Raw genomic sequence first — 25,084 nt, forward strand, 5'->3', positions numbered from 1 at the left:
CGCCGGAAAGGGAGCGTGAGCATGAGCACCAGTGTGGACACCGCCGAGACCGTCGGGTGGTCGCGTACCGAGATGGCTGCGCGTGCCGCGCAGGAACTGTCTCCGGGTGAGTACGTCAACCTCGGTATCGGTTTGCCGACGTTGATCCCGAACTATCTGCCCGAGGGTGTGCGAGTGACGTTGCACAGTGAGAACGGGATCTTGGGCACGGGCCGGTATCCGACGGACGAGGAGATCGATCCTGATCTGATCAATGCCGGTAAGGAGACGGTGACGGTCAATCCGGGTGCGGCGTTCTTCGATTCGTCGTTGAGCTTCGGCATGATCCGTGGCGGCCACATCGATACGGCTGTGCTCGGTGGCATGGAGGTCTCGGCCACCGGTGATCTGGCGAATTGGATGGTGCCGGGCAAGATGGTCAAGGGTATGGGTGGTGCGATGGATCTGGTGCACGGTGCCCGTAAGGTGATCGTGTTGATGGAGCACACCGACAAGCAGGGCAACCCGAAGATCGTGGAGAAGTGTTCGCTTCCGTTGACGGGTGAGGGTGTGGTGCAGCGGATCGTCACGAATCTTGCCGTCATCGATGTCACCGACGATGGGTTGAAGCTGGTCGAGACCGCGCCCGGCGTGTCCGAGGAGCAGGTCCGAGCGGCCACCGGAGCCTCCCTGGCTTGAGTCGGACACTTGCACCGACCTCACATTCGGCATGACCCATGACGGATCGAACGAACAGGGCCACGGGCACCGTAGGGTGCCCGTGGCCTGATCGTGTGGCATCCGGGGATTGGGCCGCTATCGAACGCGAGATGGATGCCTACGGGTTTATCGCGCCCGAAACCATCGGAACCGTCGCCGGCGTTCGGTGCTCGCCGGTGGCTGCGCAGCGCTCACTTGTTCGGCCAAGGAATTCTTCGCTTCCGTGCGCCGTCGCTCTCTCGCTGTGCGCCAAGTTTCGAGCACGTCGTCGACATCGACCTTGTGCAGTGGAACGGGGAGGCGTTCCGGAGAGAGCAGGCACGCGGCGACACGGCGGTTCAGATCGGCGACGACCCGCCGCACGTCCCTCTCCGTCGGAATCGTCCGCACCGACTCGGGTAGTCGTTCGATCTCCTTGCGCAACTGTAGTTCCGGCGGCAGCAACGCCTCCCCCGACAAACCCTCGCGCTCGAGATAGGTCTTGAGCCACCACATTTCGTCGTTCCCGTGGTTCGGGATCGGTTTTCCGGCGCCGGGAAGGTTGTCGAAGTCGCCACGTTCCTGCGCGACGCGGATCTGTCGCTCGACCCACGTCTCGAAACTCACGTCCGGACGCTTGCGCTCGGTCACGTCCTCCAGGATGCCATCGCCGACAGTCCGACGCGATCGACCTCATGTCATTGCAGCTTTTGCCTCGTCGCTGAGCTCGACGAGTTGCACGTAGTTGCCGTCCGGGTCGATCGCGGTCGCGAAAAGGCTGCCGTCGCGATCTTCCAGGGGCGAGTGCCACTTGGTGCCGAGTTCGTCGAGGCGGGCAACGATGTCTCGCGCACCGGTCACTTCGAGGTTGATGATCAGACGTCCGGGTTCGGGATTGAGCGCACCGATATCGGCGCGACGGTCGAGCATGACGTAGAAGCCGTCGAAATCGAGGACGTCGTATGCGGGTTCGCCGGGGGTGCGCTCGGACTTCACCGAGAATGCGCTGGTGTACCAGTCGCGTAGGCGCTCGGGATCCGTGCTCGACAGAAGCATGCTGCCGAGGGAGGGTGCGGCCATGAGGTCTCCTTCCGGACGGGGCCCGGCGGTGTGCCGTGCCATCCACCGGATACCGACCGTCGGATCGGCCGGAACTCATCGCAGACGCATGTGAGGACGACCCCGATGGGGCCGCCCTCACATGTTCTTGCTGCTACGCCGTCATTCCTCCGGCGTCACGTGCTTGGCCAGATAGAGCGGCTCACCGAGCTGCTCCAGCAGGTCGAGCTGGGTTTCCAGGTAGTCGATGTGTTCTTCTTCGTCGGCGAGGATCGCCTCGAAGATGTTCGCCGACGTGATGTCGCTGACCGAACGCATGTACTCGGATCCCTTGCGGAGCCGATCACGTGCCTCGACCTCGACGACCAGATCCGATTCGAGCATCTCTTTCACGGTCTGGCCCAGTCGCAGCGACCCGAGCCGCTGATAGTTGGGGAGTCCGTCGAGGTACAGAATCCGGTCGGTGAGCTTTTCGGCGTGCCGCATCTCGTCGAACGACTCGGCGCGCGTGTGCGAGGCGAGTTTCGTCCATCCGCGATCTTCCTGCATCTTCGAATGAAGAAAATACTGGTTGATCGCTGTGAGCTCGGCAGTGAGCTGCTCGTTGAGTAGTTCGATTACCTTCTTGTCGCCCTTCATGGCACCTCCCGGGTGAACCATCGGGTTTCACCGCCGGGTAGGGGCTGGCTACACGGCGGTCTCGAGTTCGATGATCTCACTCTGAGCGCGGGCGTGCCGGATGATCGCCGAGATGTTGCGGACGCAGTTGCCGCAATCGGTGCCTGCTCGACAGGCTGCACTCACCTCGCGGGTGCAGCGCGCACCGGCTGCGACCTCCGCCTCGATGTGATGATGCGTGAGTGCGTGGCAACTGCAGACGATCATGAGCCACCATTCCTGTTGCCGAAGACACTTTCTTAGGTTGTCCAAACCTTACATCTGGTTAGGCTACCCTAGCGTGTGATCGTAGTCACAAAATCGGAATAGCTGATCCGTGATAGACCCAGGATCGACCCAGGGAGTGTTACCCCTGTTGCTGCTGTAGCTGTTGTGACACCACCTGGTTGATTCGCTGCAACCCGCCTGACGACAAGCCCGGGATCTGTCCCTCGATGGTGCGCACGAGCGACGAATCGTGGATGACCTTCTCGCTCGACTGGATCAGCACCGTGCCCGCACCGGTGAAATCGAACTGGCGCTCTTCGCCGGACTGCACCCCGAACAAGCGTGCACCCGCAGACATGAACCCGGTGATCCACGCTTCGTCGAAGTGGTGGCTGGGCGACGGGCAGTCCGCCCATCCGACCAACGCCTCCGGATCGACGCGCAACGGTGGCTCGGCGAACATCACCGGCCCGTTCGACGACGCCAGGAACTTGCCGGTCCCGATCAAGGTGAGAAACCCGGGCACGATGGACTGCTTCAGTGCCAGACCGGGCTCCCACGCAAGTAGGTTGGCCTGCCGAACGGTGAGGTTCCCATCGTCGAGGTCGAACGAATTGATGTCGTATCCCCGATCCCCGAGGATCAGCTTTCCGAAACCTTCTGCCACGACGTAGTCGCCGAGATACATCGGCGCCGAGAACGACCGAGCCACCATGTGCAGCATCTGGCCGTGCAACTGAGTGAGCGCATTGAACTGCACCTGACCGTAGTAGGCGATCATCGCGCCCTTCGACAGGAACCACGGCGACTGCAGATCGATGCTGAACGCATAGTTGTTGCCGGGGACGTTGTCGCTGCCCACCAGGTGTGACGGATTCAGGACGGCACTCACAGCTTCTCCTCCGATGCCTGCACGTAGACGATTCCTTGACCGGTGCATTCGAGTTGCATCGACTCGCCGCCGGTGCGGCCCGCATTGCGCCAGGTCATCGACGACTTCAGCTCGGTCCGCACCGGACCGTACGAGGCGACGAAGGCCTGCGGGTCGACGACCACCGGGGACGGCCCGCCCACCTGCAGTTCGAGTACCCCACCGTGCGCGAGCAGTACGGCTGCGCCGTAGCCGGACAGCTGGGTGGTGAACATGCCCTGTCCCGTCACCATGCCGGTCGCGGCGCCACGCAGGGCGCCGAACAGTCCGCCGCCACCACCACCGCCGGACGGCGTCGCATTCGCCGACACCACCGAACTCTGCAGACCGACCGTGTGGGCGAGCATCCGCGACGCTTCCACGCGGAGCTCACCGCCGGCCGACATGTCGACGACGTGTGTTTCGAGCCCCTTGAAGCCGTAGTGCACGCTGCCCTTGCCCTGGGCGAGCATCGTGGCCTCGTGCTCGCCCTGCAGCATCCGGCCGGCCATTCCTGCCATCCCTCCGAGGCCGGGAGCGCCACCCGCCCCACCCGGGCTGCCGTGTGGAGCGAACTGCACCTCGCCCGTGTAGAAGAGCATTGCGCCGCGGCGCGCGACGATGGGCCCCGATTGCATGAGGTCGACCCGCACGACCTTGCTGTTGATCTTCGTGAATGCCATGTCCTGCCCCTTACCGTTCCGCCGGCTGAATGGACACGATGCCGGAGCCCTCCCAGCGGAGCGAGAATGCCTCGCCGCTGCCTTGGCCGATTGCCGACCGCCACGACACATCTGTCACGAACGATTGCGTCAGCATCCCCTTCGCGCAGACGAACGCATCAGGGTCGACGACGAGCGGGTACTGCGGAGACACTTCGAGGTGGATCAGCGGGCCGCCGGCAGAGAGCAAGGCCACCTGTCCGGATCCCGACACCGTCGTCGTGAACAGGCCCTGCCCGCTCATCCCGCCGCGCACACCGGCAAATGTGACGTTGGTGTTGAGGTTTCCGTTCAAGGCGAGCAACTGTTCGGACTCGACCTGCAACGTCTCGTTGTTCAACTCGAGTACCGTCGTGTCCTGTGCCTCGTGGGCGAGGTACACGACGCCGGTACCCGTGCATTCCATGAGGGACAGGCCTTCGCCGGCGGCGCGCTGGCGCAGGCCGGCGAGTACCCCGTCACCTCCGCCGAACCCCGCAGATTTGAACGTGATCTGCCCTTCGTACGCCACCATCGACCCCGACAATGCGCGGATTGTGGAGTTGTTCAGCTGGGCTTCGATCACCCGTTTCGATTTCTCGAGCAGTCGCATGGCGCGAAGAGTAGCGGCTGGTGGTGACGCTGTCGTTGCGGGTCCCCTACCACTCGGCGACGGAGCAGTTCACAGCGGCAGCGGCCGATTCTCCACGACACGTTTCATGACGAGCGTCGAACTGAGGCGTTGGACGCCGGGCAGCGCGGAGAGCTGTTCGTCGTAGAGCGTCTGGTAGGCCGACAGGTCGCGGGTGAGGACGCGCAGGAGATAGTCCGGGTCGCCGAACAAGCGTTGCGCCTGAATCACGTTGGGAATCGTCGCCACGGCCGTCTCGAATGCGTCGAGGGTGATGCGTTCCGCGGTGTGCATCGTGACGAACACCAGGGATTCGAAGGTGAGGCCGAGGGCATTCGCGTCGAGCTGGGCGTGGTAGCCGCTGATCGCTCCGTCGCGCTCCAGTGCGCGCAGGCGCCGGTGGCAGGGCGAGATGCTCAGACGCACGCGGTCGGCGAGCTCGGTGATGGTGAGGCGGCCGTCTTTCTGTAGCTCGGCAAGAATTTCCCTGTCGATTGCGTCCATGACGAAGATCTTCCCTCAAATGACCCTCGTCGAGGTAATACTCGCAAACACATTCCAGGCAAGGATTCCTAATCTTTCCTTGGGGCTGATCGTCCCGTTCAATTCACGGAAATGAGGTGACCATGGCTGCCGGTGTCGTTGCTGCGTTTTGGATGGTGTCGATACTGTTCGTACTGACGCCGGGGGCGGACTGGGCTTATGCGATCACTGCGGGACTGCGCTATCGGAGTGTCGTGCCTGCCGTCAGCGGAATGCTGCTCGGGCACCTTGCGATGACCGCGATCGTCGCGGCCGGTGTCGCGGCTGTGCTCGCACAGTCGCCGGTCCTGCTCGCGGTGCTGTCGACCATCGGTGCCGCATACCTGATCTGGCTCGGCGTGGGGATGTTCACGAGTCCGTCGGCTCCGCAGGAAGGCGGACCGGGTGGCGCCGACTCGTGGGCGCGGCAGACCGTCAAGGGTGTGGGGGTCAGCGGCCTCAACCCGAAGGTGTTTCTGTTGCTCCTGGCGCTGCTGCCGCAGTTCACCGATCCGGCGGGCCCGTGGCCGCTCGCCGCGCAGATCGCGATGCTCGGTGTGGTGCACGTGATCACGTGTGCTGTGGTGTATCTGGGTGTCGGTGCCGGCGCGAGAAGGGTGCTGCGCGCCCGTCCGTCGCTGGCGAGTGTCGTGAGCCGAGTGTCGGGCGTTGTGATGATCGTGCTCGGAGCGGTGCTGGTGATCGATCAGGCATTCCTCTAGCACCGACGAGAAATCGCGGACCATGTTTCCTGTGAGGGAGCATGATCCGCGATTTCTGTGTGGTTCCGGTTCGCGGCCGGATCAGGTCAGAGGCCGAGATCTTTCGCGATGATCGTCTTCATGACCTCGCTCGTGCCACCGTAGATGCGGGTGACGCGGGTGTCGGCGTACAGGCGCGCGATCGGGTACTCGGTGATGTAGCCGTATCCGCCGTGCAGCTGCAGGCACTTGTCGATGATCCGGCCGGCCGTCTCTGTTGCGAAGAGCTTCGCGCGAGCGGCATCCGGGACGGTGAGTTCGTCACGATCGTTGAGCTCGATCGCGTTGTCGACCATGATCTGCAACGCCTGAAGCTCCGCAGAGCACTCTGCGAGCACGAACTTCGAATTCTGGAACGACGCCACCGGCTTACCGAAAACCTTGCGGTCCTTGGTGTATGCGATGGCGTGGGCGATCGCGGCCGACGCGGTGGCTGCCGCGCCGAACGCAATTGTCAGACGCTCCTGCGCGAGGTTCTGGGTGAGGTACGAGAAGGCCTTACCTTCTTCACCGAGCAGATCCGTGACCGGAACCTTGACATCGTCGAACGACAGCTCTGCGGTGTCGGACGTCTTGAGGCCGATCTTCTTCAGCTTGCGGCCGACGGAGTAGCCCTCGCTCGAGGCATCCACCACCAGGATCGAGAGGCCGCCGCGACGGTCTTCCGGGTTGTACGGGGTCGTACGGGCGACGACGAGCACGCGGTCGGCAAGTGCGCCGCCGGTGATGAACGTCTTCGATCCGTTGAGGACGTAATGGCTGCCGTCTTCCGAAAGCTTTGCGCTGGTTGCAATGTTCGCGAGGTCGGAGCCGGTGCCCGGCTCGGTCATCGCGATCGCGAACATCAGCTCGCCCGAAGCGAATCCGGGAAGCCAGCGTTGCTTCTGCTCGTCGGTCGCATTCTGCATGATGTACGGCAGGATCAGGTTCGAGTGCACCGACGACGAACCGAACGACGCACCCGCAGCCGACGCCTCTTCCGCGAGGATCACATTGAACTTCAGCGACTTCTCGCCGCCTCCGCCGTACTCTTCGGGTACCTGGATGCCGAGGAAACCGAGTTCACCCATGCGGCGGTAGAAGTCACGCGGGGGATGTCCCTCTTCTTCCCACTGTTCGTAGACCGGCGTGACTTCCTTCGCGATGAAGGTGCGAACCGTATCGCGGAATGCTTCGTGATCCTCGTTGAACACCGTACGCTGCACGGATTTTCCTTCCGGGTTATGTATGACAGAGCAGCTGGATTACAGCGCGTACTCGCGGAGGATGCCCTTGCTGATGATCGTCTTCTGGATCTCGCTGGTGCCCTCACCGATGAGCAGGAACGGAGCCTCACGCATGAGCCGCTCGATCTCGTACTCCTTCGAATAGCCGTAGCCACCATGGATGCGGAAACTCGCCTGCGTCACCTCGGAGCAGTACTCACTCGTCAGGTACTTCGCCATACCTGCCGCGACGTCGTTGCGCTCACCCGAATCCTTCAGGCGCGCAGCGTTGACCATCATCAGGTGCGCGGCCTCGACCTTGGTCGCCATCTCGGCGAGAGAGAACCCGATCGCCTGGTGTTGTGCGATCGGCTTGCCGAACGTGGTGCGCTGCTGCGCATAGCGCGCTGCGAGCTCGAATGCGCGGATCGCGACACCACACGCGCGAGCGGACACGTTCACACGACCGACCTCGACGCCGTCCATCATCTGGAAGAAGCCGCGACCCGGCTCGCCACCGAGGATCGTATCGGCGGAGGCCTTGTAGTTGTCGAAGACGAGCTCGGTGGTGTCGATGCCCTTGTAGCCCATTTTGTCGATCTTGCCGGGGATCGTCAGACCCGGCGCCACCTCGCCGAACCCGGCGGGCTTCTCGACGAGGAACGCCGTGAGATTCTTGTGGGCTTTGTCGGAGCCCTCTTCGGTCTTGACGAGCGCGGCGACGAGAGTGGAGCTGCCGCCGTTGGTCAGCCACATCTTCTGGCCGTTGATGACGTAGTCGCCGTCGGCGTCGCGCTTGGCCTTGGTGCGGATCGCGGCGACGTCGGAGCCGAGTTCGGGCTCGGACATCGAGAACGCGCCGCGCACCTCGCCGGTGGCCATGCGCGGCAGGAAATGCTGCTTCTGTGCTTCGGTTCCATGCTGGCGGATCATGTACGCGACGATGAAGTGCGTGTTGATGACGCCGGAGACACTCATCCAACCCCGCGCGAGTTCCTCGACGCACAGGGCGTAGGTGAGCAGCGATTCGCCGAGTCCGCCGTACTCCTCGGGGATCATCAGACCGAACAGGCCCATCTCGCGCATCTGATCGACGATGGCCTGCGGGTAGGTGTCGGAGTGTTCGAGTTCCTGTGCGTTCGGGATGATCTCCCGGTCGACGAATCGTCGTACGTTGTCGAGGATCTCGGTTTGGAACTCGGTCAGGCCGATGGTCTGGGCGAGGCGGGTCATGCGTGGTCCTTCTGCTGGGTGCGGACAGAGCCGGCGGCGGCGAGTGCGTCGATCTCGTCGTCGGTGAGGCCGAGATGTTCGGAGAGGATCCCGGCGGTGTCGTCACCGTTGGCGGGGGCGGGACGGACGGCCGGGTGCACGCCGTCGAACGACATGGGGGTGCTGGCCGCGGAGTAGGTGCCGATGCGCGGCTGGTCGAGTTGCTGGAACATCGGATTGTTCGTGATCAGCGGGTCGGCGGCGAGCTCGGCGAAGGTGCGGTAGCGCTCGTGCAGGATCGAGGTGCCGTCGAGTGCGGCTTCGACCTCTCCTGCCGTCCGCGCGGCGAACCACGGTGCGAACAGGCCGTTGAGGACCGCGCGGTGCTTGTAGCGTTCGCCTTCGTCGCGAAAGTCGGTGCCCAGTGCAGCTTCGACGGCGGTGACGGCGGCGGTCGTGCCGGTCAGTTCGGTGAGGTCGCGGAAATGTCGCGGGGTCAGTGCGACGGTCATGAACCGGGCGCCATCGCTGGTGGCGAAGTCGCACCCGTAGGTGCCGTAGACGGCGTTGCCGACCCGGCCGCGGCCGGTCAGGCCGAGCTGGGCCTCGGCGATGTAGCCGAGGTTGCCGACGGTGGCGAACGCGACGTCTTCGAGAGGGAGAACGATCTTGGTTCCGGCGCCGGTGATCTCACGGCGGTACACGGCGGAGGCGACGGACAGTGCGGCGTAGAGGCCGCACGAGACGTCCCATGCGGGCAGTACGTGGTTGACCGGGCCGTCGAGGTTCTCGGGTCCGGTGACCTGGGGGAATCCGGCTGCGGCGTTGACGGTGTAGTCGACGGCGCCGGTGCCGTCGGCGCGCCCGAGGACCTGTACGTGGATCAGGTCGGGGCGGATGGCGGCGAGTTCGTCGTAATCGAGCCAATCGCGTCCGGCCGCATTGGTGACGAGGATACCGGCGTCGATGATGAGGTCTCTGATCAGCTTGTGCGCCTGTGGATTTCGGAAGTCGGCGGCGAACGAGCGTTTGCCCTTGTTCAAGTTCGCCCAGTAGATCGACTCGCCGTCCGCAGTGAGGGGCCAGCGCTTGTAGTCGGCGGCTCCGCCGATCGGGTCGACACGGATCACGTCGGCACCGAGAGCGGCGAGCGTCATTCCGCACAGGGGCGCGGCCACGAAGCTCGACACTTCGACCACACGGACTCCCGCGAGGGGGGCGGTGGACGAGGGCAACTCGTCTGTGGAAGCGGTGGAATTCATGGCGTCCTGTCCTCGTCCGTCGCGTGTTCCGGGCACACGCGACCCGAATCGGTTCCCAGCCAGCATGCAACAGCTTTCGGGGGCGGACCAGCACCGGATCGGCTATTGCTCGGTTAGCGCAGACCAATATCCCGACCACTTGTGATGGGTCATAGGTTCTGGTGATCGATTGGTTCGCGTAAGGCTCTTTGTGTTCGGTGAGCTCGGTCACGTTCAATGAATTCAACGCCAGGCGTGACGGTCCACGCCGAGTGCGAGTCAGAGTGCGGCCTGCGTCGTTATCCTCCGAGTCTGAAGGGACTCCCACGTGACTACAGGTGAAATCGTGAACGGTACGTCCAGTACCCACGATGGCCCCCAGCCATCCGAATCCAGATCACCGTTCAAGGTGACTCCCGGCCGCGCGTGGGGGATGACCAGTCTTGTCATCTTCCTGTACGTGGTGAACTACGCCGACAAGGCCGTGCTCGGCATCATCGCTCAACCGCTCGCTCGAGAGTTCGGGCTGACCTCGTCGCAGATCGGCCTCGTCGGCTCGCTGTTCTTCGTGACCTTCACCGTCGGCGGCTTCCTGGCCGGGCCGCTCGAGAAGAAGATGACCCTCAAGTGGGCACTGCTCGCGCTCGGCCTGACCTGGTCGGTCGTGATGCTGCCGCTCGTCGTCACCGGGGGCTTCGTGGTCCTCGTCGTGTGCCGCATGCTGCTCGGCCTGGGTGAAGGCCCGAGCTCGGCCCTCATGCACACCGCCGCGTATTCGTGGCACCCACCGGCCAAACGCGGTCTGCCCGGCGCATTCCTCGCCGGCTCCGCCTCGGTCGCCAAGATCGCGCTCGCTCCGGTCCTGACCTTCATCACCGTTCAATACGGGTGGCGGATGGCCATCGTTGCGCTGTCGGTTCTCGGCCTGGTGTGGATGGTGTGCTGGATCCCCGGCTTCAAGGAGGGTCCGTTCACGTCCAAAGCAGTCAAGGGTGCCGATACCGCGGTGGCGTCCGCTCCGACGGAGCCGTCCGTGCCGTGGCGCAAGATCTTCTTCACCCGCACCTTCGCGAGCTGCGCCTTCATGATCATCGTCGTGTATGCGCTCACCACCGTGGTCCTCACCTGGCTGCCGTCGTACTTCGAACTGGGTCTCGGCTACAGCGCTCTGCAGGCAGGCTCGATGTTCGCGCTGCCCTCGATCGTCGGACTGTTCCTGATGATCTCGTCGGGCACCGTCACCGACCGCCTACGCAGCCGCGGCCACACCTCCCGCGTGGTCCGCATCATCGTTCCCGCCGTCGGTGTCCTCGTCTGCGGTGCAGTCCTGGTGTTCCTCCCGTCGATCGGTACTCCGGCGTTGGCGGTCGCGCTCGTCTCGATCGGCTACGGCTTCGGTGCCATCGCCTTCCCGCTGATCAACGCCGCGATCTCCGAGCTGTGCCCGCCGCAGCAGACCGCAGGCACGATGGGTGTGTTCCTCGCGCTCATGGCGATCGGTGGCCTCGTCGCTCCCTACGGCACCGGCCTCATCGTCGACAACGCTGCAACCGCGGCGGAGGGCTACGCGACATCGTTCCAGATCATCGGTGTCCTCGGTGCGATCGCCGCGGTGCTCGTGCTGGTGTTCGCCAACCCCGAACGCGACCGCAAGATCATCCGCGGCGTGGCCTGAACGAAGTCGGCATAGCTTCCGCCTAACGGAAGCTTCCGCCGAAAGACTTATCCTCACCGGCCGGGTGCGTGGTCTCCTCGAAGTGAGGGCCACCACCCGGCCGGCTGCTTTTCTCCGGTGCTCGCTCCACCGGTTGCCCACAAGACCCGATTGTTCGCTTTCACAAAGGACCCGATCCCCATGCGCGATGCCGTGATCGTCGATGCCGTCCGTACCCCCATCGGGCGCCGTAACGGTGCACTGTCCGAAGTTCACCCCGTCAACCTGTCCGCACACGTGCTCACCGCACTCGCCGAGCGCACCGGTCTCGACCCCGCCACCGTCGACGACGTCCAGTGGGGTTGTGTGAGCCAGGTCGGAGCGCAGGCCGGAATCGTGTCGCGGAGCGCGGTCTTTGCCGCCGGATGGCCCGAGACGGTGCCTGCCACCACGATCAACCGTGCATGCGGTTCGAGCCAGCAGTCCGTGTCGTTCGCGGCAGGATCGGTGATCTCCGGGCAGGCCGACGTGGTGATCGCCGGTGGTGTCGAGTCCATGTCGCAGGTTCCGATGGGCAGCGCCGTGAAGACCCCCAACGAGAACTACCCGGCCGAGGTGCTCGAGCGGTTCGGCGTCTCCGGATTCAGCCAGGGCATCGGTGCCGAGATGATCGCCGAAAAGTGGGGTTTCTCCCGCACCCAGCTCGACGAGTTCGCTCTGCGTTCGCACGAACTCTCGGCAACGGCCACCGACGCAGGCGCATTCGACCGGCAGCTCGCGCCGCTCGCCGGCCTCACCACTGACGAGGGCATCCGCCGGGGCGGCAGCCTCGAGTCGCTCGCCAAGCTCAAGACCGTGTTCAAGGACGACGGCGTCATCCACGCGGGTAACTCGTCGCAGATCTCCGACGGCGCCGGCGCACTGCTCGTCACCACCAGTGAGTACGCGGCCGCGCAGGGATGGGCTCCCCTCGCACGCATCCACACTGCTGTCGTCGCGGCCGACGACCCGGTCGTCATGCTCACCGGCCCGATTCCCGCCACGGAGAAGGCGCTGAAGCGCTCGGGTCTGTCGATCGACGACATCGGCGCGTTCGAGATCAACGAGGCCTTCGCGCCCGTGCCGCTCGCCTGGCTCGCCGAGACCGGCGCGAAGCTCGACCGGCTCAACCCGCTCGGCGGCGCGATCGGTGTCGGGCACCCGCTCGGCGGCTCCGGGGCGATCCTCATGACCCGACTCGTACACCACATGCGTGACAACGGAATTCGCTACGGACTGCAGTCGATGTGTGAGGCCGGCGGTATGGCCAACGCCACCATCCTCGAACTGCTCTGATATCCACATAACTCACATCAAGGATCGAAAATAATGGAACTCAAGGGTCTTTCCGTCGCAATCACCGGTGGTGCCTCCGGGCTCGGACTTGCCACCGCCCAGCGCGTGCTCGCCGCAGGCGGCAACGTCACCCTCATCGATCTGCCGTCGTCGAACGGCGCCGATGTCGCCAAGGATCTCGGTGACGGTGCGACGTTCGCGGGTGCGGACGTCACCGATGCGGAGCAGTTCGCTGCCGCACTCGATGTCGCGCACGAGCGCGGCGGACTGCGCGGCGTCGTGCACTGCGCCGGTGCCGGTCGCAAGATGCGGATCCTCGACAAGGAAGGCAAGGCCGGCTCACTCGAGGACTTCGAGTTCGTCATCCGCCTCAACCTGATCGGATCGTTCAACGCGCTGCGCCTGGGCGCCGAGCGCATGGCGCAGCTCGAGCCGATCGACGGTGAGCGCGGAGTGGTCGTGATGACGGCGTCTGCAGCAGCGTACGAAGGCCAGATCGGCCAGATCAACTACTCGGCGTCCAAGGCGGGCATCGTCGGCATGACGATCGTCGCTGCCCGCGATCTTGCGAGCAAGAACATCCGAGTCAACACGATCGCCCCGGGCATCATGGACACGCCGCTGCTCGCGCGTCTGCGCGACGACGTCCGTGCATCGCTCGAGGCCACTGTGCCGAACCCGTCGCGTATGGGCCGTCCGGAGGAGTTCGGTCGTCTCGCCGCATCGATCCTCGAGAACGGCTACCTCAACGGTGAGACCATCCGCCTGGACGGTGCCATCCGTATGGCCCCGCGCTGATCCCGGGATCGAAGATGACTTCCGTTCAATTCGGTTGGGCAGACACGTCGTTGTCCTACCCGCAGGTTTCGATGGCAGTGTGGGCGCCGAGTCTCGCCGCCATGTACGGCGACCGCGCTGCGGTCGTCGATGGTGATCGGGTTCTGTCGTACCGCGAGCTCGACGAGAAGTCGGCGCAGTTCGCAGGTGCGTTGAGCGCCGCCGGTGTCGCCGAACACGACGTGGTGCTCATGCATCTCGGCAACTGCGCAGAGTTCCACATCGCGTATTACGGCGCGTTGCGTGTCGGTGCGGCCGTGACCCTTGTGAATCCGCTTCAGCCCGAGCCGGGTCTTCGGCGTCAGATCGAGGAGACCGGAGCCGTCGCAGCCGTGTCCCAACCGCAGCAGCTCCCCACGCTGCTCGGTGCTGCGGCAGGCACCACGATCCGTCTCGTCGCGGTCGTGTCCGACGAGCCTGTCGAGACCGGTGCTGTCGAGGCGGTCCGGTTCGACGAGTTGCTGGCCGGTCACGCCACCGAGTTCGCACCTGCGCAGGTCGGCGGTGACGATGTCGCACACATCGCGTACACCGGTGGCACCACCGGCATTTCGAAGGGCGTACGGGTTCTGCACCGCAACGTCGTCGGCAACGTGACGCAGATGTGCGGGTGGCGTGCCGGGTACCAGACCGTGGTGAAGGATGGTCTGGTGTCGCTCGAGAAGATCGACGGCCTCGACATCGCGGGCGTCGTTCCGGGCGAGGGGTCGACGATCGTCGTGTCGCCTCTGTTCCACGCACATGCGCTGATCAATACGTCGTTCCTGCTGGCCTGCGGTCTCACACAGGTGCTCGCGGGCCGCTTCGACCCGGCCCGCATGCTCGAACTGATCGAGATCCATCGCGCTAGCTACATCACGGGCAGCCCCGCGATGTGGCACGCGCTTGCCACGCACCCGGATGTCGCGACCCGCGACCTGTCGACGGTGCGGGTGGTGTCGTCGGGCGCGGCTCCGATCGACCATGTCACTCTCGAGGCACTTGCCGACGCGTTCCCCAACGCGACCGTTGCCGAGGGTTACGGGCTGACCGAGGGCACATGCGTGGTCACCGCCATGCCACTGGCCCGGGGTCTCCGATATCGGATCGGAAGCGTCGGCCTTCCTGTCTTCGACACCGAGATCGAGATCCGGCCGCAAGGTGACATGACGGCGACGGCCGGTCCGAACGAACGTGGCGAACTGTGGGTTCGTGGCCCACAGGTCACCGACGGGTATCTCGGTCACCCCGAGATCACGGCGGAGCAGTACGTGGACGGCTGGCTCGCGACCGGTGACATCGCCTACCGCGACGACGACGGTTATCTGTTCATCGCGGACCGCGCGAAGGACATGCTGATCTACAAGGGCTACAACGTGTATCCGCGTGAGCTCGAGGAGATCCTCGTGACGCATCCGTCCGTGTCGACCGCTGCGGTGGTCGGCCGCGATGTGGGCGCGACAGGGCAGGAGCCCGTGGCATTCGTCGTGCCTGTCGCGGGTGCCGAGGTCGATGAGGACGAACTCATGGCGTACGTGGCCGAACGTGTACTGCCGTACAAGAAGATCCGGGACATCGTCATCCTGGATGCACTGCCGACCTCGGCGGCGGGCAAGATCCTCAAGACCGATCTGCGCGCTCAGCTGTAAGTGCAGCTCCGCTTCAACACTATGCGCAAGGTCATTCCACACATGATCCACACTGGCGGCGGCCGCATCGTCAGTATTTTGTCAGTGGCCGGCATCCGATGGGGCGGGGTCGCATACGCCGCCTACTACTCCAGTAAGAGAGCGGCTGAATACTCGGAGTGATCGGCGTGTGACGGGTGAGGAATGGGTGAATTCCTGGTAGGTCAGTGAGTGTCTACGTCACGACCGACCAGGAGTTCACTTGCCATCATCGCTCATCGCGCTGTGTACTCGCCCTCCTCGGTGACCGATGCCCAGGGGCGATTCTCGAATCTCTGCTTCCACCTCCCGGCAACACCGGAGGGCGTGGCGGTCGTCCCGAAAAGCACTGTCGCCGTCTGGTACTCGACGCCATCTTCTATCTCGTGCGAGGCGGGATCGCCTGGCGGCAACTGCCGGCCGACTTCCGCTGCCGTCCGCGGCGATCGTCGACTCCCAATCGGTGCCCGGCGCCGACACCGTGCCCCCGGTCGAGTCACGGATACGACGCGGGGAAGAAGACGAACGGCCGCAGCGCCATATCGCCGTCGATACCAACAGGCTGCTGCTCGCGGTCGTGGTGACCATGGCCGGGATCCAGGACCGGGACGCCGCCTTCCGGTTGCTGGCCGCGCTACAGGCCCGCTTCTCGACGATCAGCCTGGTCTGGGCCGACGGCGGCTACGCCGGTGGGCTGATCGACTGGGCGAAACACTTTCTGTCCCTGACGGTTCAGGTCGTCAAACGCACCGACGACGTCACAGGGTTCACGGTTTGCCCCGGCGGTGGGTGGTCGAGCGAACCTTCGCCTGGATCAGCAAACACCGCCGCTGCCTCCGCGACTACGAGACCCGACCCGACCACCACGAAGCCACCGTCTACATCGCCATGATCGCGACCATGTCACGCCGACTCGCCCGCAATGCGTGACCTCGGTCTGGAGTTTTCAGATGCCCTCTAAGCCACCCTCAACCACCTAAGTCGCACCACCGCTGTCGAATTCGCCTCCCGCGGCGTCCGTGTCAACACGGTTCTGCCCGGCCTGATCAAGACTCCGATGGTCTCGAACGTCGCTGGCGTTGCGGACGCCTACTCCAGCCACAACATCGAGGACATGTGACGCAAGCGCGACGGTCAGGTGCCCATGGGGCGTATGGGCGACCCTGGACGTAGCCAACCTCGCACTGTTCCTGGCCAGCGACCGTGTAAAGTATGTCACTGGCCTCGACCTCGTGATGGACGGCGGGCTCACCGTAAGCGTCACCTCCCCTGTATGGAACGGGCTACGCAACGGCGGGCGCGATCTGGCACAATTGGAATACCGGCACTCCCGCCAAGCGATCATTGATCGCCTATGACCACTGATCCCGTCCACGGAATCAATCATCTAGTCCGCGAAGGAATGTGAGCCTGCCGGCCCCGTCCTCGGCGGAGGCGACATCGATGCCCAGGATCTCACGGTAGCCTTCGGCGTTGATGCCCGACCGCGACGAGGGCATGGACGTTCACCACGCGCCCCGTTCGCTCGAACTTTCAGCACGAGGGCATCGGCGACGACAAACGTGTACAGTGCAGCTGTCGTTCACGGCGATGGCCGCGCATGACAGCCACGCGAATACGACGCCCGCACCCATCTCGCTCGCCCTCGGGCAAAGCCAGGGATTCGGCGAAATGCTGGGGCGATCGACGGGCGGACGTTCCGCCGCAACGGCAGCCTTATGTTCGACTTCGGTGCGGGCAGCGATAGTCTCCGCCTGCACCTCCTGATCGCGCCGACGAGCACCAGCTTTGACTGCAGTGTCTTCCACCCCCTTCGTACCGTGTCGGCGGACTGCTCGCAATTCGCCCCAAGCAGCGTTCGGGCATTGTGCTCGAAGGCCAAATGAGGGGGATAAATTGAGCCAGCCGGGCCGTATCTTTCACACTTGGGCCTATCTAGTGTTGTGGATCACAAGACGTTGGAAAGGGTGATCTGCCTCGTGTTGGATATTGGCTACTTTGCCTGGGCGCTCGCGGCATCGCGTTCAGAAGAGCCGTTGGTGCGCGACGACCAGATGAATCTGACCTACGGTCAATTCGCTGATCGTGTGGATGGATTCGCGGCACAGCTGACTAGTGTCGGAGTGAGCGGCGGCGACGTCGTCGCGGTGATGCTGCCCAACCGGGTGGAGCTGCTCGTCGCGATCATGGGGGCGTGGCGTGTCGGCGCTGTCGCAACCCCGATCAACCCGGCGTTCACAGAGATCGAAGCCCAGCACCAGATCGACGACTCCGGCGCGGTGATTCTCGTGACCGAGGGATCGGAGTCGCATCGATGTGGACGGCCGACCATTCCGGTGGAGTCGATGGCCACGGTGCCGCCGGCCACCTGGCCCCGGCGAGGAGCGCCGGCGAGCGCCGACACCGCCCTGCTGATCTATACCTCGGGATCGACCGGCAGGCCGAAAGGCGTTCAGCTCACGCATGCGAACCTCCAGTTCATGGCGGAGACGTTCCGTGATCACCTGCAGCTGACCGAGACCGATCACTGCCTGCTGATCCTTCCGCTGTTCCACGTCAACGCCATCTGCTTGAGCTTCCTGGCGCCGATGCTCGCCGGAGCGCAGCTCAGCATCACGGGCCGTTTCTCGCCCGGCCGATTCTTCGACGATGTCACCCGATTGCGACCGACCTACTTCTCCGCGGTACCAACGATTTATGCCCTGCTGGCCTCGCAGCCGCTCCTCCCCGAGGCGGACACGTCGTCGCTGCGCTTCGCGGTCTGCGGCGCCGCACCGATCTCCAAGGAGCTCCTGGACCGCGTCGAGAACCGGTTCGGGCTCGCGATCGTCGAGGGCTATGGACTGACGGAAGGCACCTGCGCGTCGGCCTGCAATCCGGTGACCGGGGTGCGGAAACTCGGCACGGTCGGCCCCGCCCTGCCTGGCCAGCAGATCGCGATCGCCGGCGTCTCCGGTGAACACCTTCCGGTGGGCGCGACCGGGGAGGTGATCATCAAGGGCCCCAACGTGATGCGTGGCTACCTCGGCAGGACCGAGGAGACCGGGCGCACGGTGGTCGACGGGTGGTTGCACACCGGCGACGTCGGCCGCCTCGACGAGGACGGCTACCTCACCCTGGTGGACCGGATCAAGGACATGATCATCCGCGGCGGGGAGAACCTCTACCCCAAGGAGATCGAGAACGCCCTCGCCAGTCACGACGCGGTGCTCGAGGCCGCCGTGATCGGCGCGCCCCACGAGACGTACGGCGAGGTCCCCGTCGCCTACGTCGTCGCCTATCCCGATCGCGAGATCACCGGACCCGAACTGCTCGCGCACGTTGCCGAACGCCTCACGAGGGTGAAGGTACCCGAGTCGGTGCACGTGGTCGAGGCACTACCGCGAAACCCCGTCGGGAAGATCGACAAGCCAGCCCTGCGCAAGAGATCGACGGTCGGCGTCGACCAGATCTGAACGGCGCGACCCACTCAACCCACGGCGTGACTCGAGACCGGACGGTTACCGAGTCGATGTCCCCTGCCCTCATACCATCGTCAGGAGTGATCCCCATGGGATTCAAGACCGGGAACTTCCCCGAAGTCGACCCCGCCACGTTCGGTGACCGGCCCTTCTTCGACCGTATCCGTGCCATGTCCACGCACTGGGTCGACTACGGATTCGGGACGCCGAAGATGGTGCACACCATCTACGTTCTCAAGTTGCTCGTCCTGTATGTCGGGGCAGGCACCGCGATTGCGACCCTGACCTCCGGACTGTCGTGGTTCGACGTCGCGTCCTGGTGGAACCAGCCGGTCGTCTACCAGAAGCTCGTGCTCTGGACGATGCTGCTGGAAATCCTCGGCCTCGGCGGATCCTGGGGCCCGCTCGCCGGCCACTTCACACCGATGACCGGTGGATTCCACAACTGGCTCAAGCCCAAGACCATCCGGCTCCCACCCTGGCCGGGGAAGGTGCCGGGAACCGCAGGTGACACCAGAACCGTCTTCGATGTTGCCGTGTACGTGGCGATTATCGTCAACCTGGTCGTCGCCGTGACGCTGCCGGGCGTGAACTCCGCGTCGATCGACTCGGTTCTCGGTGACAATGCGGGTCTGGTGCGTCCCGAAGTGCTGTACTCGATCATCGCGCTCTACGTCGTGATCGGTCTTCGGGACAAGGTGATCTTCCTGGCCGGCCGGAGTGAGCAGTATCTGCCGGCGGTGGTGTTCTTCACCTTCCTGCCGTTCGTCGACATGATTCTGGCTCTCAAACTCCTCATCGTCGTGGTGTGGGTCGGAGCGGGTGTCTCGAAGTTCGGACATCACTTCTCGCTGGTCATCCCGCCGATGATCAGCAACACCCCGTGGCTGGGCGCGAAGAGCGTGAAGCGCTCGCATTACCGCAGCTTCCCCGAGGACCTGCGGCCCTCGAAGCTGGCCGGTGGTGTCGGACACGTACTGGGCACTCTCGTCGAGATCGCGACTCCGCTCGTGCTGCTGTTCTCCACCAACCGCACCGTCACCCTGCTGGCAGTCCTGCTGATGGTGGCGTTCCACCTCTTCATCGCCTCGACGTTCCCGCTCGCGGTGCCCCTCGAGTGGAACCTGCTCTTCGCCTACGCGACGGTCTTCCTGTTCTGGGGTTTCCCGAACTGGGACGGTTTCGGCCTGGCAGACTCGTCGTCGTTGTGGCTGATGTTCGCGATCGCCGGCGCGCTGTGCTTCTTTCCGATCCTCGGAAACCTGCGCCCGGATCTGGTCTCGTTCCTGCCCTCGATGCGGCAGTACGCTGGAAACTGGGCATCGGCGGTGTGGGCTTTCGCTCCCGGCGCAGAGGACAAGCTGGACACGCACATCGTCAGGGGTGCCAAGAACACGCGCACGCAGTTGCTCGAGAGCTACCCACCGGAGGTGGCGGACGTGGTCATGCACCAGTTGCTCGGCTGGCGGTCGCTGCACAGCCAGGGGCGTGCGCTGTTTTCCCTCATGTCGCGGCACCTGGGGGACGACATCGACCGATACATCCTGCGTGAGGCCGAGTTCTCGTGCAACTCGATCATCGCCTTCAACTTCGGCGACGGGCACCTGCACAACAAGCACCTCATCGATGCCATCCAGAAGCGCTGCAACTTCGCTCCGGGAGAGTTCGTGGTCGCGTGGATCGAGTCGCAGCCCATTCACAAGGGTGTCCAGCAGTATCTGGTGATCGATGCGGCGCTCGGGGTGATCGAGTCCGGAACCTACAAGGTGTCCGATGCCGTCGCCGAGCAGCCGTGGTTGCCCAACGGCCCCATTCCCTTCGACGTCGAATGGTCCCTCGCGGCGTCCGACCGGGGCCCGGTCGTCGACTCCGGCTCGCAAGCCGCCGTCACACGCGGCGCCGTCGGCACCGGATCGCTCGACAACCCTGGGACTCGGCAGTGAGCACCGCGGTCGTCGTCGGCAGCGGGCCCAACGGGCTCGCTGCCGCGGTCCACCTCGCACGCAAGGGCGTCGACGTCGACGTGTTCGAGGCGGCCGACGAGATCGGGGGCGGAACCCGATCCGGCGAACTCACCGTGCCTGGCCTGATCCACGACCACTGCTCGGCGTTCCACCCGATGGGGGCCGGATCGCCGTACCTGGCCACCATCGATCTCGGGCGATACGGGTTGCGGTGGAGGTATCCGGAGATCGACTGTGCTCACCCCCTGGACGACGAACCCGCGGCCCTGCTGTACCGGTCGCTCGAGACGACCGCCGCCGGCCTGGACGCGGACGGACCGAGATGGCAACGTTTGCTGTCCGACCTCGCCGCCGGGTTCGACGACCTCGCATCGGACCTGATGCGTCCTGTCCTCAACATCCCGAGACATCCCGTGCGGCTAGCGATGTTCGGGCCGCGTGCACTCCTGCCGGCAACGTTCGGTGCCAAGTGGTTCCGCACGCGCCGCGGGCGCGCCCTGTTCGGAGGCGTCGCCGCCCACGCCTACACCCGACTGGATCGACCGGCCACCTCTGCCGTCGGATTGATGATCGCGGCGGCCGGCCACCGCTACGGGTGGCCCGTGGCCGAGGGTGGATCGGTTGCGATCGCGCGGGCGCTCGCTGCGCAACTGGCGGATCACGGTGGGAAGATCCACACGGGAGTGCACGTCCGCAGCCTGGCGGATGTGCCCGACGCCGACACGGTGCTACTCGACGTCGCGCCGGATGCGGCGCTGCGCATCGTGGGTGATGCCGTTCCGTCGCGAATTGCTAAGGCGTACAGTAAGTTTCGTCGTGCTCCCGGTGCATTCAAGGTGGACTTCGCGATCGACGGTCCCATCCCGTGGACGGACCCAGAGTGCGGTCGGGCCGGGACGGTGCATCTGGGTGGCGACTTCGACGAGATCGCCCGTGCCGAGCGGGACGTCACGCTAGGACGACTTCCCGAGCATCCGTTCGTGCTCGTGGGGCAGCAGTACGTGGCCGACCCGAGCAGGTCCGAGGGTGGAATCAACCCGGTGTACGCCTACGCGCACGTCCCCGCGGGTTACACCGGAGATGCGACCGAGGCGATCGTCGGCCAGATCGAGAGGTTCGCACCGGGCTTCCGTGACACGATCGTGGCGAAGACGGTAACGGGACCGTCCTGCCTGGCGCAGGACAATCCCAATCAGGTCGGTGGCGACATCATTGGGGGATCCAATGCGGGGCTCCAGGTGGTCTTCCGTCCGCGAATGGCTCTGAACCCGTACAGCATCGGGGTTCCCGGTGTGTACCTGTGCTCGGCATCGACTCCCCCTGGAGCGGGTGCGCACGGAATGTGCGGTCACAACGCAGCCGAGTCCGCCCTGCGCCACCTGCGAAAGAAGGGACACCTCTGATCATGGACAACGCCGAGCCACGAGGCCACAATCGGGGACGGACCGGCCATCTTGCTCGCGTACCGGCTTCCGCGAAACTCGATGTGCTCGATGTTGTCGCCGGTATCGCACTTGATCTCACTGAGCAGCGCGATGACCTCGTTCGCTCCATGACGAGTCTGCTCGCCGAGGAAATAGAGCAACTCGACACGGATCCGCAGCTCGTCGCACTCCTCGAATCAAGTGTGCACGGCAATGTTTCTACGATCCTGCACATTCTGAGCAACAACATCTCGGTGGAGCATCTTCAACCCACGACTGCCGCGGTAGAGTACGCACTGCGGCTCGCGCAGCGTGACGTGTCCCCGCACTCGCTTGTTCGTGCGTACCACATGGGGCAGGACAACCTCATGCACGCTTTCTACCGCAAAGTCGAAGAACTGACGCTGCCGGTGGACAAGGCTATCGCGGTTCTCAAGCACATCTCCGAGGTGGTCTACAGCTACATCGACTGGATTACCCTGTATGTCTTTGATGCCTACGAGCAGGAGCGGCAGCAGTGGTTCGGGGCGAAGGGCAATGTCCACTCCTCGACGATCCACGGATTGCTCAATGGAACCGATACCGGAGTGGATGCATTCGAGAGCGAGCTGGGTTACATCCTGGGTCAGACTCACGTTGCGGTCATTGCGTGGATCACGGACTCGGACCACACGGCCGACCTGAATCACCTGGACCGGGCTGTGCACAGCATCGCTCGTGCGCTGCATGCCGATGGGGCGCCCGTCGTCACGGCGATCGACCGAAGCACTTTATGGGCGTGGGTGCCTTTCGGTCGTCGACACCCGTCGATCGACACCGCCGAGCTTGACTCTGTTGTTCCGCAGGACATTCGCGTCGTTCTTGGGCTCGGAGAGCAGGGAGTCACCGGGTTTCGCCGGTCCCACGAGCAGGCCCGGACCGCGTACTCGGTGATCAGCCGGCTTTCCTCGCGGGAGAAGCGGGTATCAAGTTTCGGTGATCCTGGGGTAGCCGTCGTTGCACTGCTCGCCGACAACCTCGACTCCACGCGTGCCTGGGTGTGGGGCCTCTTGGGTCCCCTGGCGGACGATACCGATCAGGCCGCCGTTCTCCGTACGACACTGAGCACCTATTTCGAGACGGGCGAGAGTCACCTGCGCACGGCGCAGCGCCTGAACCTCCACCGCAACACCATCAAGTACCGCATCAACAAGATGCTCGGCGACCCGTCTACTGGGCTGTCCCGTCACAGCAAACTCGATCTCGCTCTCGCACTGCTGGTGTGCGAGTTTCTGGGGACGCAAGTCCTGCGCGACTCCTATATCCAGAGCTGACACCTGCTCCACACGCGAGGGCCTCCGCCCAGACACTTCCCCCACGAGACAGATCAAAAGAGATCTGTCATGTCCGAACTTCTGAAGAACAAGGTAGCCATCGTGACCGGCTCGGCCGTGGTCGGGCGGGAGGTCGGCGCGGCCGGGCAGGAGCCTGTGGCGTTCGTCGTGCCGGCCGCAGGTGTCAGTGTCGAGGAGGAAGACCTCATGGCCTACGTCGCCGAACGGGTGTTGCCGTACAAGAAGATCCGGCAGGTCGTCATCCTGGATGCACTGCCGACCTCGGCGGCGGGCAAGATCCTCAAGACCGATCTGCGCGCTCAGCTGTAAGTGCAGCTCCGCTGCCCGTGCGCGGTTCTGGTAGCCCCCACTACCGGAACCGCGCACGGGTGTGAAACGCCTACGAGCGCTGGGCCTGCTTCACGAGCCCGCCGCCGATGATCAGGCGTTGGATCTCGCTGGTGCCCTCGTACAGGCGTAGCAGACGCACGTCTCGGTAGATGCGCTCGACCGGCACCTCGCGCATGTAGCCGGTGCCGCCGTGGATCTGCACGGCGAGATCGGCGACCTTGCCGACCATCTCGGTGCAGTACAGCTTCGCCACCGACGGAGCGATGCGGCGGTCGGTCTCCTCGACCCATGCCCGTGCTGCGTCGCGCACGAGGGCGCGACCGGCCATCACGCCGGTCTGCTGATCGGCGATCATCGCCTGCACAAGCTGGAAATTACCGATCGGGTTGCCACCCTGAGTCGCGGTGGCCGCGTACTCGACGGACTCGTCGAGCGCGCGCTGTGCCTGTCCGACCGACAGCGCAGCGATGTGGACGCGACCGCGCGCGAGGGAAACCATCGCGGCCTTGTAGCCGACGTCCTCGCTGCCGCCGACGAGAGCCGAATTCGGCACACGTACCTCGTTGAAGTGCACGTCTGCCGTCCAGGCGCCTTCCTGGCCCATCTTGGCGTCCTTGCCGGAGACCTGCACGCCTTCGGTGTCGGCGGGGACGAGGAACACCGCGATACCGGTGCCGTCGCTGTCGGCCGGGCGGGTGCGGGCGAACACGACGAACAGGTTCGCGAGCGGCGCGTTGGTGATGAAGCGTTTCTCGCCGGTGATCACCCAGTCGTCGCCGTCACGGACGGCCTTGGTGCGCAGGCCCGACGGGTTGGAGCCGGCGCCGGGCTCGGTGAGCGCGAACGACGCGACGACGTCGCCGGAGGCGATGCCCTCGAGCCACTGCTGCTTCTGCTCGTCGGTACCGAAATTGACGAGAACCTGACCGGCGATGCCGTTGTTGGTGCCGAACATCGAGCGAAGCGACAGGGTGGTGTAGCCGAGTTCCATGGCGAGTTCGGCGTCCTGCTGGAGGTTGAGGCCGAGACCGCCCCACGCCTGCGGGATGGCGTACCCGAACAGGCCCATGTCCTTGGCGGCCTGTCGAATGTCGTCTGGAATTGCGTTGGTGTCGGCGATCTCCTGCTCGCGGGGGACCACGACGTTGCGTACGAATGCGCGGGTCTGGGCGAGGATCTCGCGGAAGTCGTCTTCGTCGACCTCGGGGGTCGGAGTCGCAAGTGTCATGACTACCACTTTCGAGGCCGCCTCGGGCCGTGTCCAATACGAATGGCGCCATTCCCATATAGGCAG

The 25,084-nt window shown here is 64.6% G+C and carries 23 protein-coding genes and 3 pseudogenes; 13 read left to right on the top strand and 13 right to left on the bottom strand.

Going from position 1 to position 25,084, the window contains the following annotated elements; all coding sequences use genetic code 11:
- Positions 1 to 21: 21 nt before the first annotated feature.
- Complete coding sequence (locus tag HCA61_RS16930) at positions 22 to 678, top strand: CoA transferase subunit B (RefSeq protein WP_169689373.1); 657 nt, start codon at positions 22 to 24, stop codon at positions 676 to 678.
- 147 nt (positions 679 to 825) lie between these two features.
- Here the strand turns inward: HCA61_RS16930 and HCA61_RS16935 are convergent, their stop codons facing one another.
- The 8 genes from HCA61_RS16935 to HCA61_RS16970 all read right to left on the bottom strand — a co-directional run bounded on the left by HCA61_RS16935 (position 826) and on the right by HCA61_RS16970 (position 5,368).
- Positions 826 to 1,329 carry a DUF1992 domain-containing protein gene (locus tag HCA61_RS16935; protein WP_169689374.1) on the bottom strand — a complete coding sequence of 168 codons (504 nt, stop codon included), beginning with the start codon at positions 1,327 to 1,329 and terminating at the stop codon, positions 826 to 828.
- A 42-nt stretch (positions 1,330 to 1,371) separates the two neighbouring features.
- Positions 1,372 to 1,758 (bottom strand): VOC family protein, encoded by a 387-nt coding sequence (locus HCA61_RS16940; RefSeq protein WP_169689375.1) that lies wholly within the window; start codon positions 1,756 to 1,758, stop codon positions 1,372 to 1,374.
- 141 nt (positions 1,759 to 1,899) lie between these two features.
- Positions 1,900 to 2,376 (bottom strand): bacterioferritin, encoded by a 477-nt coding sequence (gene bfr / locus HCA61_RS16945; protein ID WP_169689376.1) that lies wholly within the window; start codon positions 2,374 to 2,376, stop codon positions 1,900 to 1,902.
- Positions 2,377 to 2,424: 48 nt separating this feature from the next.
- Complete coding sequence (locus HCA61_RS16950) at positions 2,425 to 2,622, bottom strand: (2Fe-2S)-binding protein (RefSeq protein ID WP_054718585.1); 198 nt, start codon at positions 2,620 to 2,622, stop codon at positions 2,425 to 2,427.
- A gap of 139 nt (positions 2,623 to 2,761) precedes the next feature.
- Positions 2,762 to 3,514 carry an AIM24 family protein gene (locus HCA61_RS16955; RefSeq protein WP_169689377.1) on the bottom strand — a complete coding sequence of 251 codons (753 nt, stop codon included), beginning with the start codon at positions 3,512 to 3,514 and terminating at the stop codon, positions 2,762 to 2,764.
- Positions 3,511 to 4,215: an AIM24 family protein gene (locus HCA61_RS16960; RefSeq protein ID WP_169689378.1), complete on the bottom strand. Its 705-nt coding sequence runs from the start codon at positions 4,213 to 4,215 to the stop codon at positions 3,511 to 3,513. The genes HCA61_RS16955 and HCA61_RS16960 overlap by 4 nt, the downstream gene beginning before the upstream one ends.
- A gap of 10 nt (positions 4,216 to 4,225) precedes the next feature.
- Positions 4,226 to 4,846, bottom strand: coding sequence for an AIM24 family protein (locus tag HCA61_RS16965; protein ID WP_169689379.1), 621 nt, complete (start codon positions 4,844 to 4,846; stop codon positions 4,226 to 4,228).
- A 69-nt stretch (positions 4,847 to 4,915) separates the two neighbouring features.
- Positions 4,916 to 5,368 carry an Lrp/AsnC family transcriptional regulator gene (locus tag HCA61_RS16970; protein ID WP_169689380.1) on the bottom strand — a complete coding sequence of 151 codons (453 nt, stop codon included), beginning with the start codon at positions 5,366 to 5,368 and terminating at the stop codon, positions 4,916 to 4,918.
- A gap of 122 nt (positions 5,369 to 5,490) precedes the next feature.
- On the opposite strand from HCA61_RS16970, the gene HCA61_RS16975 reads away from it, so the two are divergent.
- Entirely contained in the window at positions 5,491 to 6,108 is a 618-nt protein-coding gene (locus HCA61_RS16975) for a LysE family translocator (protein WP_169689381.1), read from the top strand.
- A gap of 86 nt (positions 6,109 to 6,194) precedes the next feature.
- Here the strand turns inward: HCA61_RS16975 and HCA61_RS16980 are convergent, their stop codons facing one another.
- The 3 genes from HCA61_RS16980 to HCA61_RS16990 are packed head-to-tail and all read right to left on the bottom strand — an operon-like array spanning position 6,195 to position 9,826.
- Positions 6,195 to 7,352, bottom strand: a complete 1,158-nt coding sequence (locus HCA61_RS16980) for an acyl-CoA dehydrogenase family protein (protein WP_169689382.1) — start codon at positions 7,350 to 7,352, stop codon at positions 6,195 to 6,197.
- A gap of 39 nt (positions 7,353 to 7,391) precedes the next feature.
- Positions 7,392 to 8,585 carry an acyl-CoA dehydrogenase family protein gene (locus HCA61_RS16985; protein WP_169689383.1) on the bottom strand — a complete coding sequence of 398 codons (1,194 nt, stop codon included), beginning with the start codon at positions 8,583 to 8,585 and terminating at the stop codon, positions 7,392 to 7,394.
- Positions 8,582 to 9,826 (bottom strand): CoA transferase, encoded by a 1,245-nt coding sequence (locus HCA61_RS16990; RefSeq protein ID WP_169689384.1) that lies wholly within the window; start codon positions 9,824 to 9,826, stop codon positions 8,582 to 8,584. Before HCA61_RS16990 ends, HCA61_RS16985 begins: the two co-directional genes overlap by 4 nt.
- Before the next feature lie 307 nt (positions 9,827 to 10,133).
- Between HCA61_RS16990 and HCA61_RS16995 the strand changes: the two genes are divergently transcribed.
- The 6 genes and pseudogenes from HCA61_RS16995 to HCA61_RS17020 all read left to right on the top strand — a co-directional run bounded on the left by HCA61_RS16995 (position 10,134) and on the right by HCA61_RS17020 (position 16,169).
- Positions 10,134 to 11,480, top strand: a complete 1,347-nt coding sequence (locus HCA61_RS16995) for an MFS transporter (protein WP_169689385.1) — start codon at positions 10,134 to 10,136, stop codon at positions 11,478 to 11,480.
- A gap of 180 nt (positions 11,481 to 11,660) precedes the next feature.
- Positions 11,661 to 12,794 (top strand): acetyl-CoA C-acyltransferase, encoded by a 1,134-nt coding sequence (locus HCA61_RS17000; protein ID WP_169689386.1) that lies wholly within the window; start codon positions 11,661 to 11,663, stop codon positions 12,792 to 12,794.
- Positions 12,795 to 12,827: 33 nt separating this feature from the next.
- Positions 12,828 to 13,592, top strand: coding sequence for an SDR family NAD(P)-dependent oxidoreductase (locus HCA61_RS17005; protein ID WP_169689387.1), 765 nt, complete (start codon positions 12,828 to 12,830; stop codon positions 13,590 to 13,592).
- A 14-nt stretch (positions 13,593 to 13,606) separates the two neighbouring features.
- On the top strand, positions 13,607 to 15,259 hold the full coding sequence (locus HCA61_RS17010) for an AMP-binding protein (protein WP_240959739.1): 1,653 nt from the start codon (positions 13,607 to 13,609) through the stop codon (positions 15,257 to 15,259).
- A gap of 206 nt (positions 15,260 to 15,465) precedes the next feature.
- Positions 15,466 to 15,648 (top strand): annotated as a pseudogene (locus HCA61_RS26850) (hypothetical protein); the annotation flags it as partial.
- Between the two features lie 92 nt (positions 15,649 to 15,740).
- Positions 15,741 to 16,169, top strand: a complete 429-nt coding sequence (locus HCA61_RS17020) for a transposase (RefSeq protein ID WP_346777580.1) — start codon at positions 15,741 to 15,743, stop codon at positions 16,167 to 16,169.
- A gap of 496 nt (positions 16,170 to 16,665) precedes the next feature.
- On the opposite strand, the pseudogene HCA61_RS17030 reads toward HCA61_RS17020, so the two are convergent.
- Positions 16,666 to 16,844: pseudogene (locus HCA61_RS17030) on the bottom strand (transposase); the annotation flags it as partial.
- Positions 16,845 to 17,256: 412 nt separating this feature from the next.
- Here HCA61_RS17030 and HCA61_RS17035 point away from each other — a divergent pair.
- The 5 genes and pseudogenes from HCA61_RS17035 to HCA61_RS17055 form a co-directional block, all read left to right on the top strand.
- Positions 17,257 to 18,732 (top strand): AMP-binding protein, encoded by a 1,476-nt coding sequence (locus HCA61_RS17035; protein ID WP_169689389.1) that lies wholly within the window; start codon positions 17,257 to 17,259, stop codon positions 18,730 to 18,732.
- A 95-nt stretch (positions 18,733 to 18,827) separates the two neighbouring features.
- Complete coding sequence (locus HCA61_RS17040) at positions 18,828 to 20,681, top strand: DUF3556 domain-containing protein (RefSeq protein ID WP_169689390.1); 1,854 nt, start codon at positions 18,828 to 18,830, stop codon at positions 20,679 to 20,681.
- The gene (locus HCA61_RS17045; protein ID WP_169689391.1) at positions 20,678 to 22,105 is read left to right on the top strand and encodes an NAD(P)/FAD-dependent oxidoreductase; all 1,428 of its coding nucleotides are present in this window, start codon (positions 20,678 to 20,680) and stop codon (positions 22,103 to 22,105) included. The genes HCA61_RS17040 and HCA61_RS17045 overlap by 4 nt, the downstream gene beginning before the upstream one ends.
- A 2-nt stretch (positions 22,106 to 22,107) precedes the next feature.
- Positions 22,108 to 23,439 carry a helix-turn-helix domain-containing protein gene (locus HCA61_RS17050; RefSeq protein ID WP_169689392.1) on the top strand — a complete coding sequence of 444 codons (1,332 nt, stop codon included), beginning with the start codon at positions 22,108 to 22,110 and terminating at the stop codon, positions 23,437 to 23,439.
- Between the two features lie 102 nt (positions 23,440 to 23,541).
- Positions 23,542 to 23,769 (top strand): annotated as a pseudogene (locus HCA61_RS17055) (long-chain fatty acid--CoA ligase); the annotation flags it as partial.
- A gap of 70 nt (positions 23,770 to 23,839) precedes the next feature.
- Here the strand turns inward: HCA61_RS17055 and HCA61_RS17060 are convergent.
- Positions 23,840 to 25,018, bottom strand: coding sequence for an acyl-CoA dehydrogenase family protein (locus tag HCA61_RS17060; protein WP_169689394.1), 1,179 nt, complete (start codon positions 25,016 to 25,018; stop codon positions 23,840 to 23,842).
- Positions 25,019 to 25,084 lie beyond the last annotated feature (66 nt).

The sequence above is a fragment of the Rhodococcus sp. HNM0563 genome (assembly GCF_012726195.1).
In the GTDB taxonomy this organism is placed as follows: Bacteria; Actinomycetota; Actinomycetes; order Mycobacteriales; family Mycobacteriaceae; genus Rhodococcus.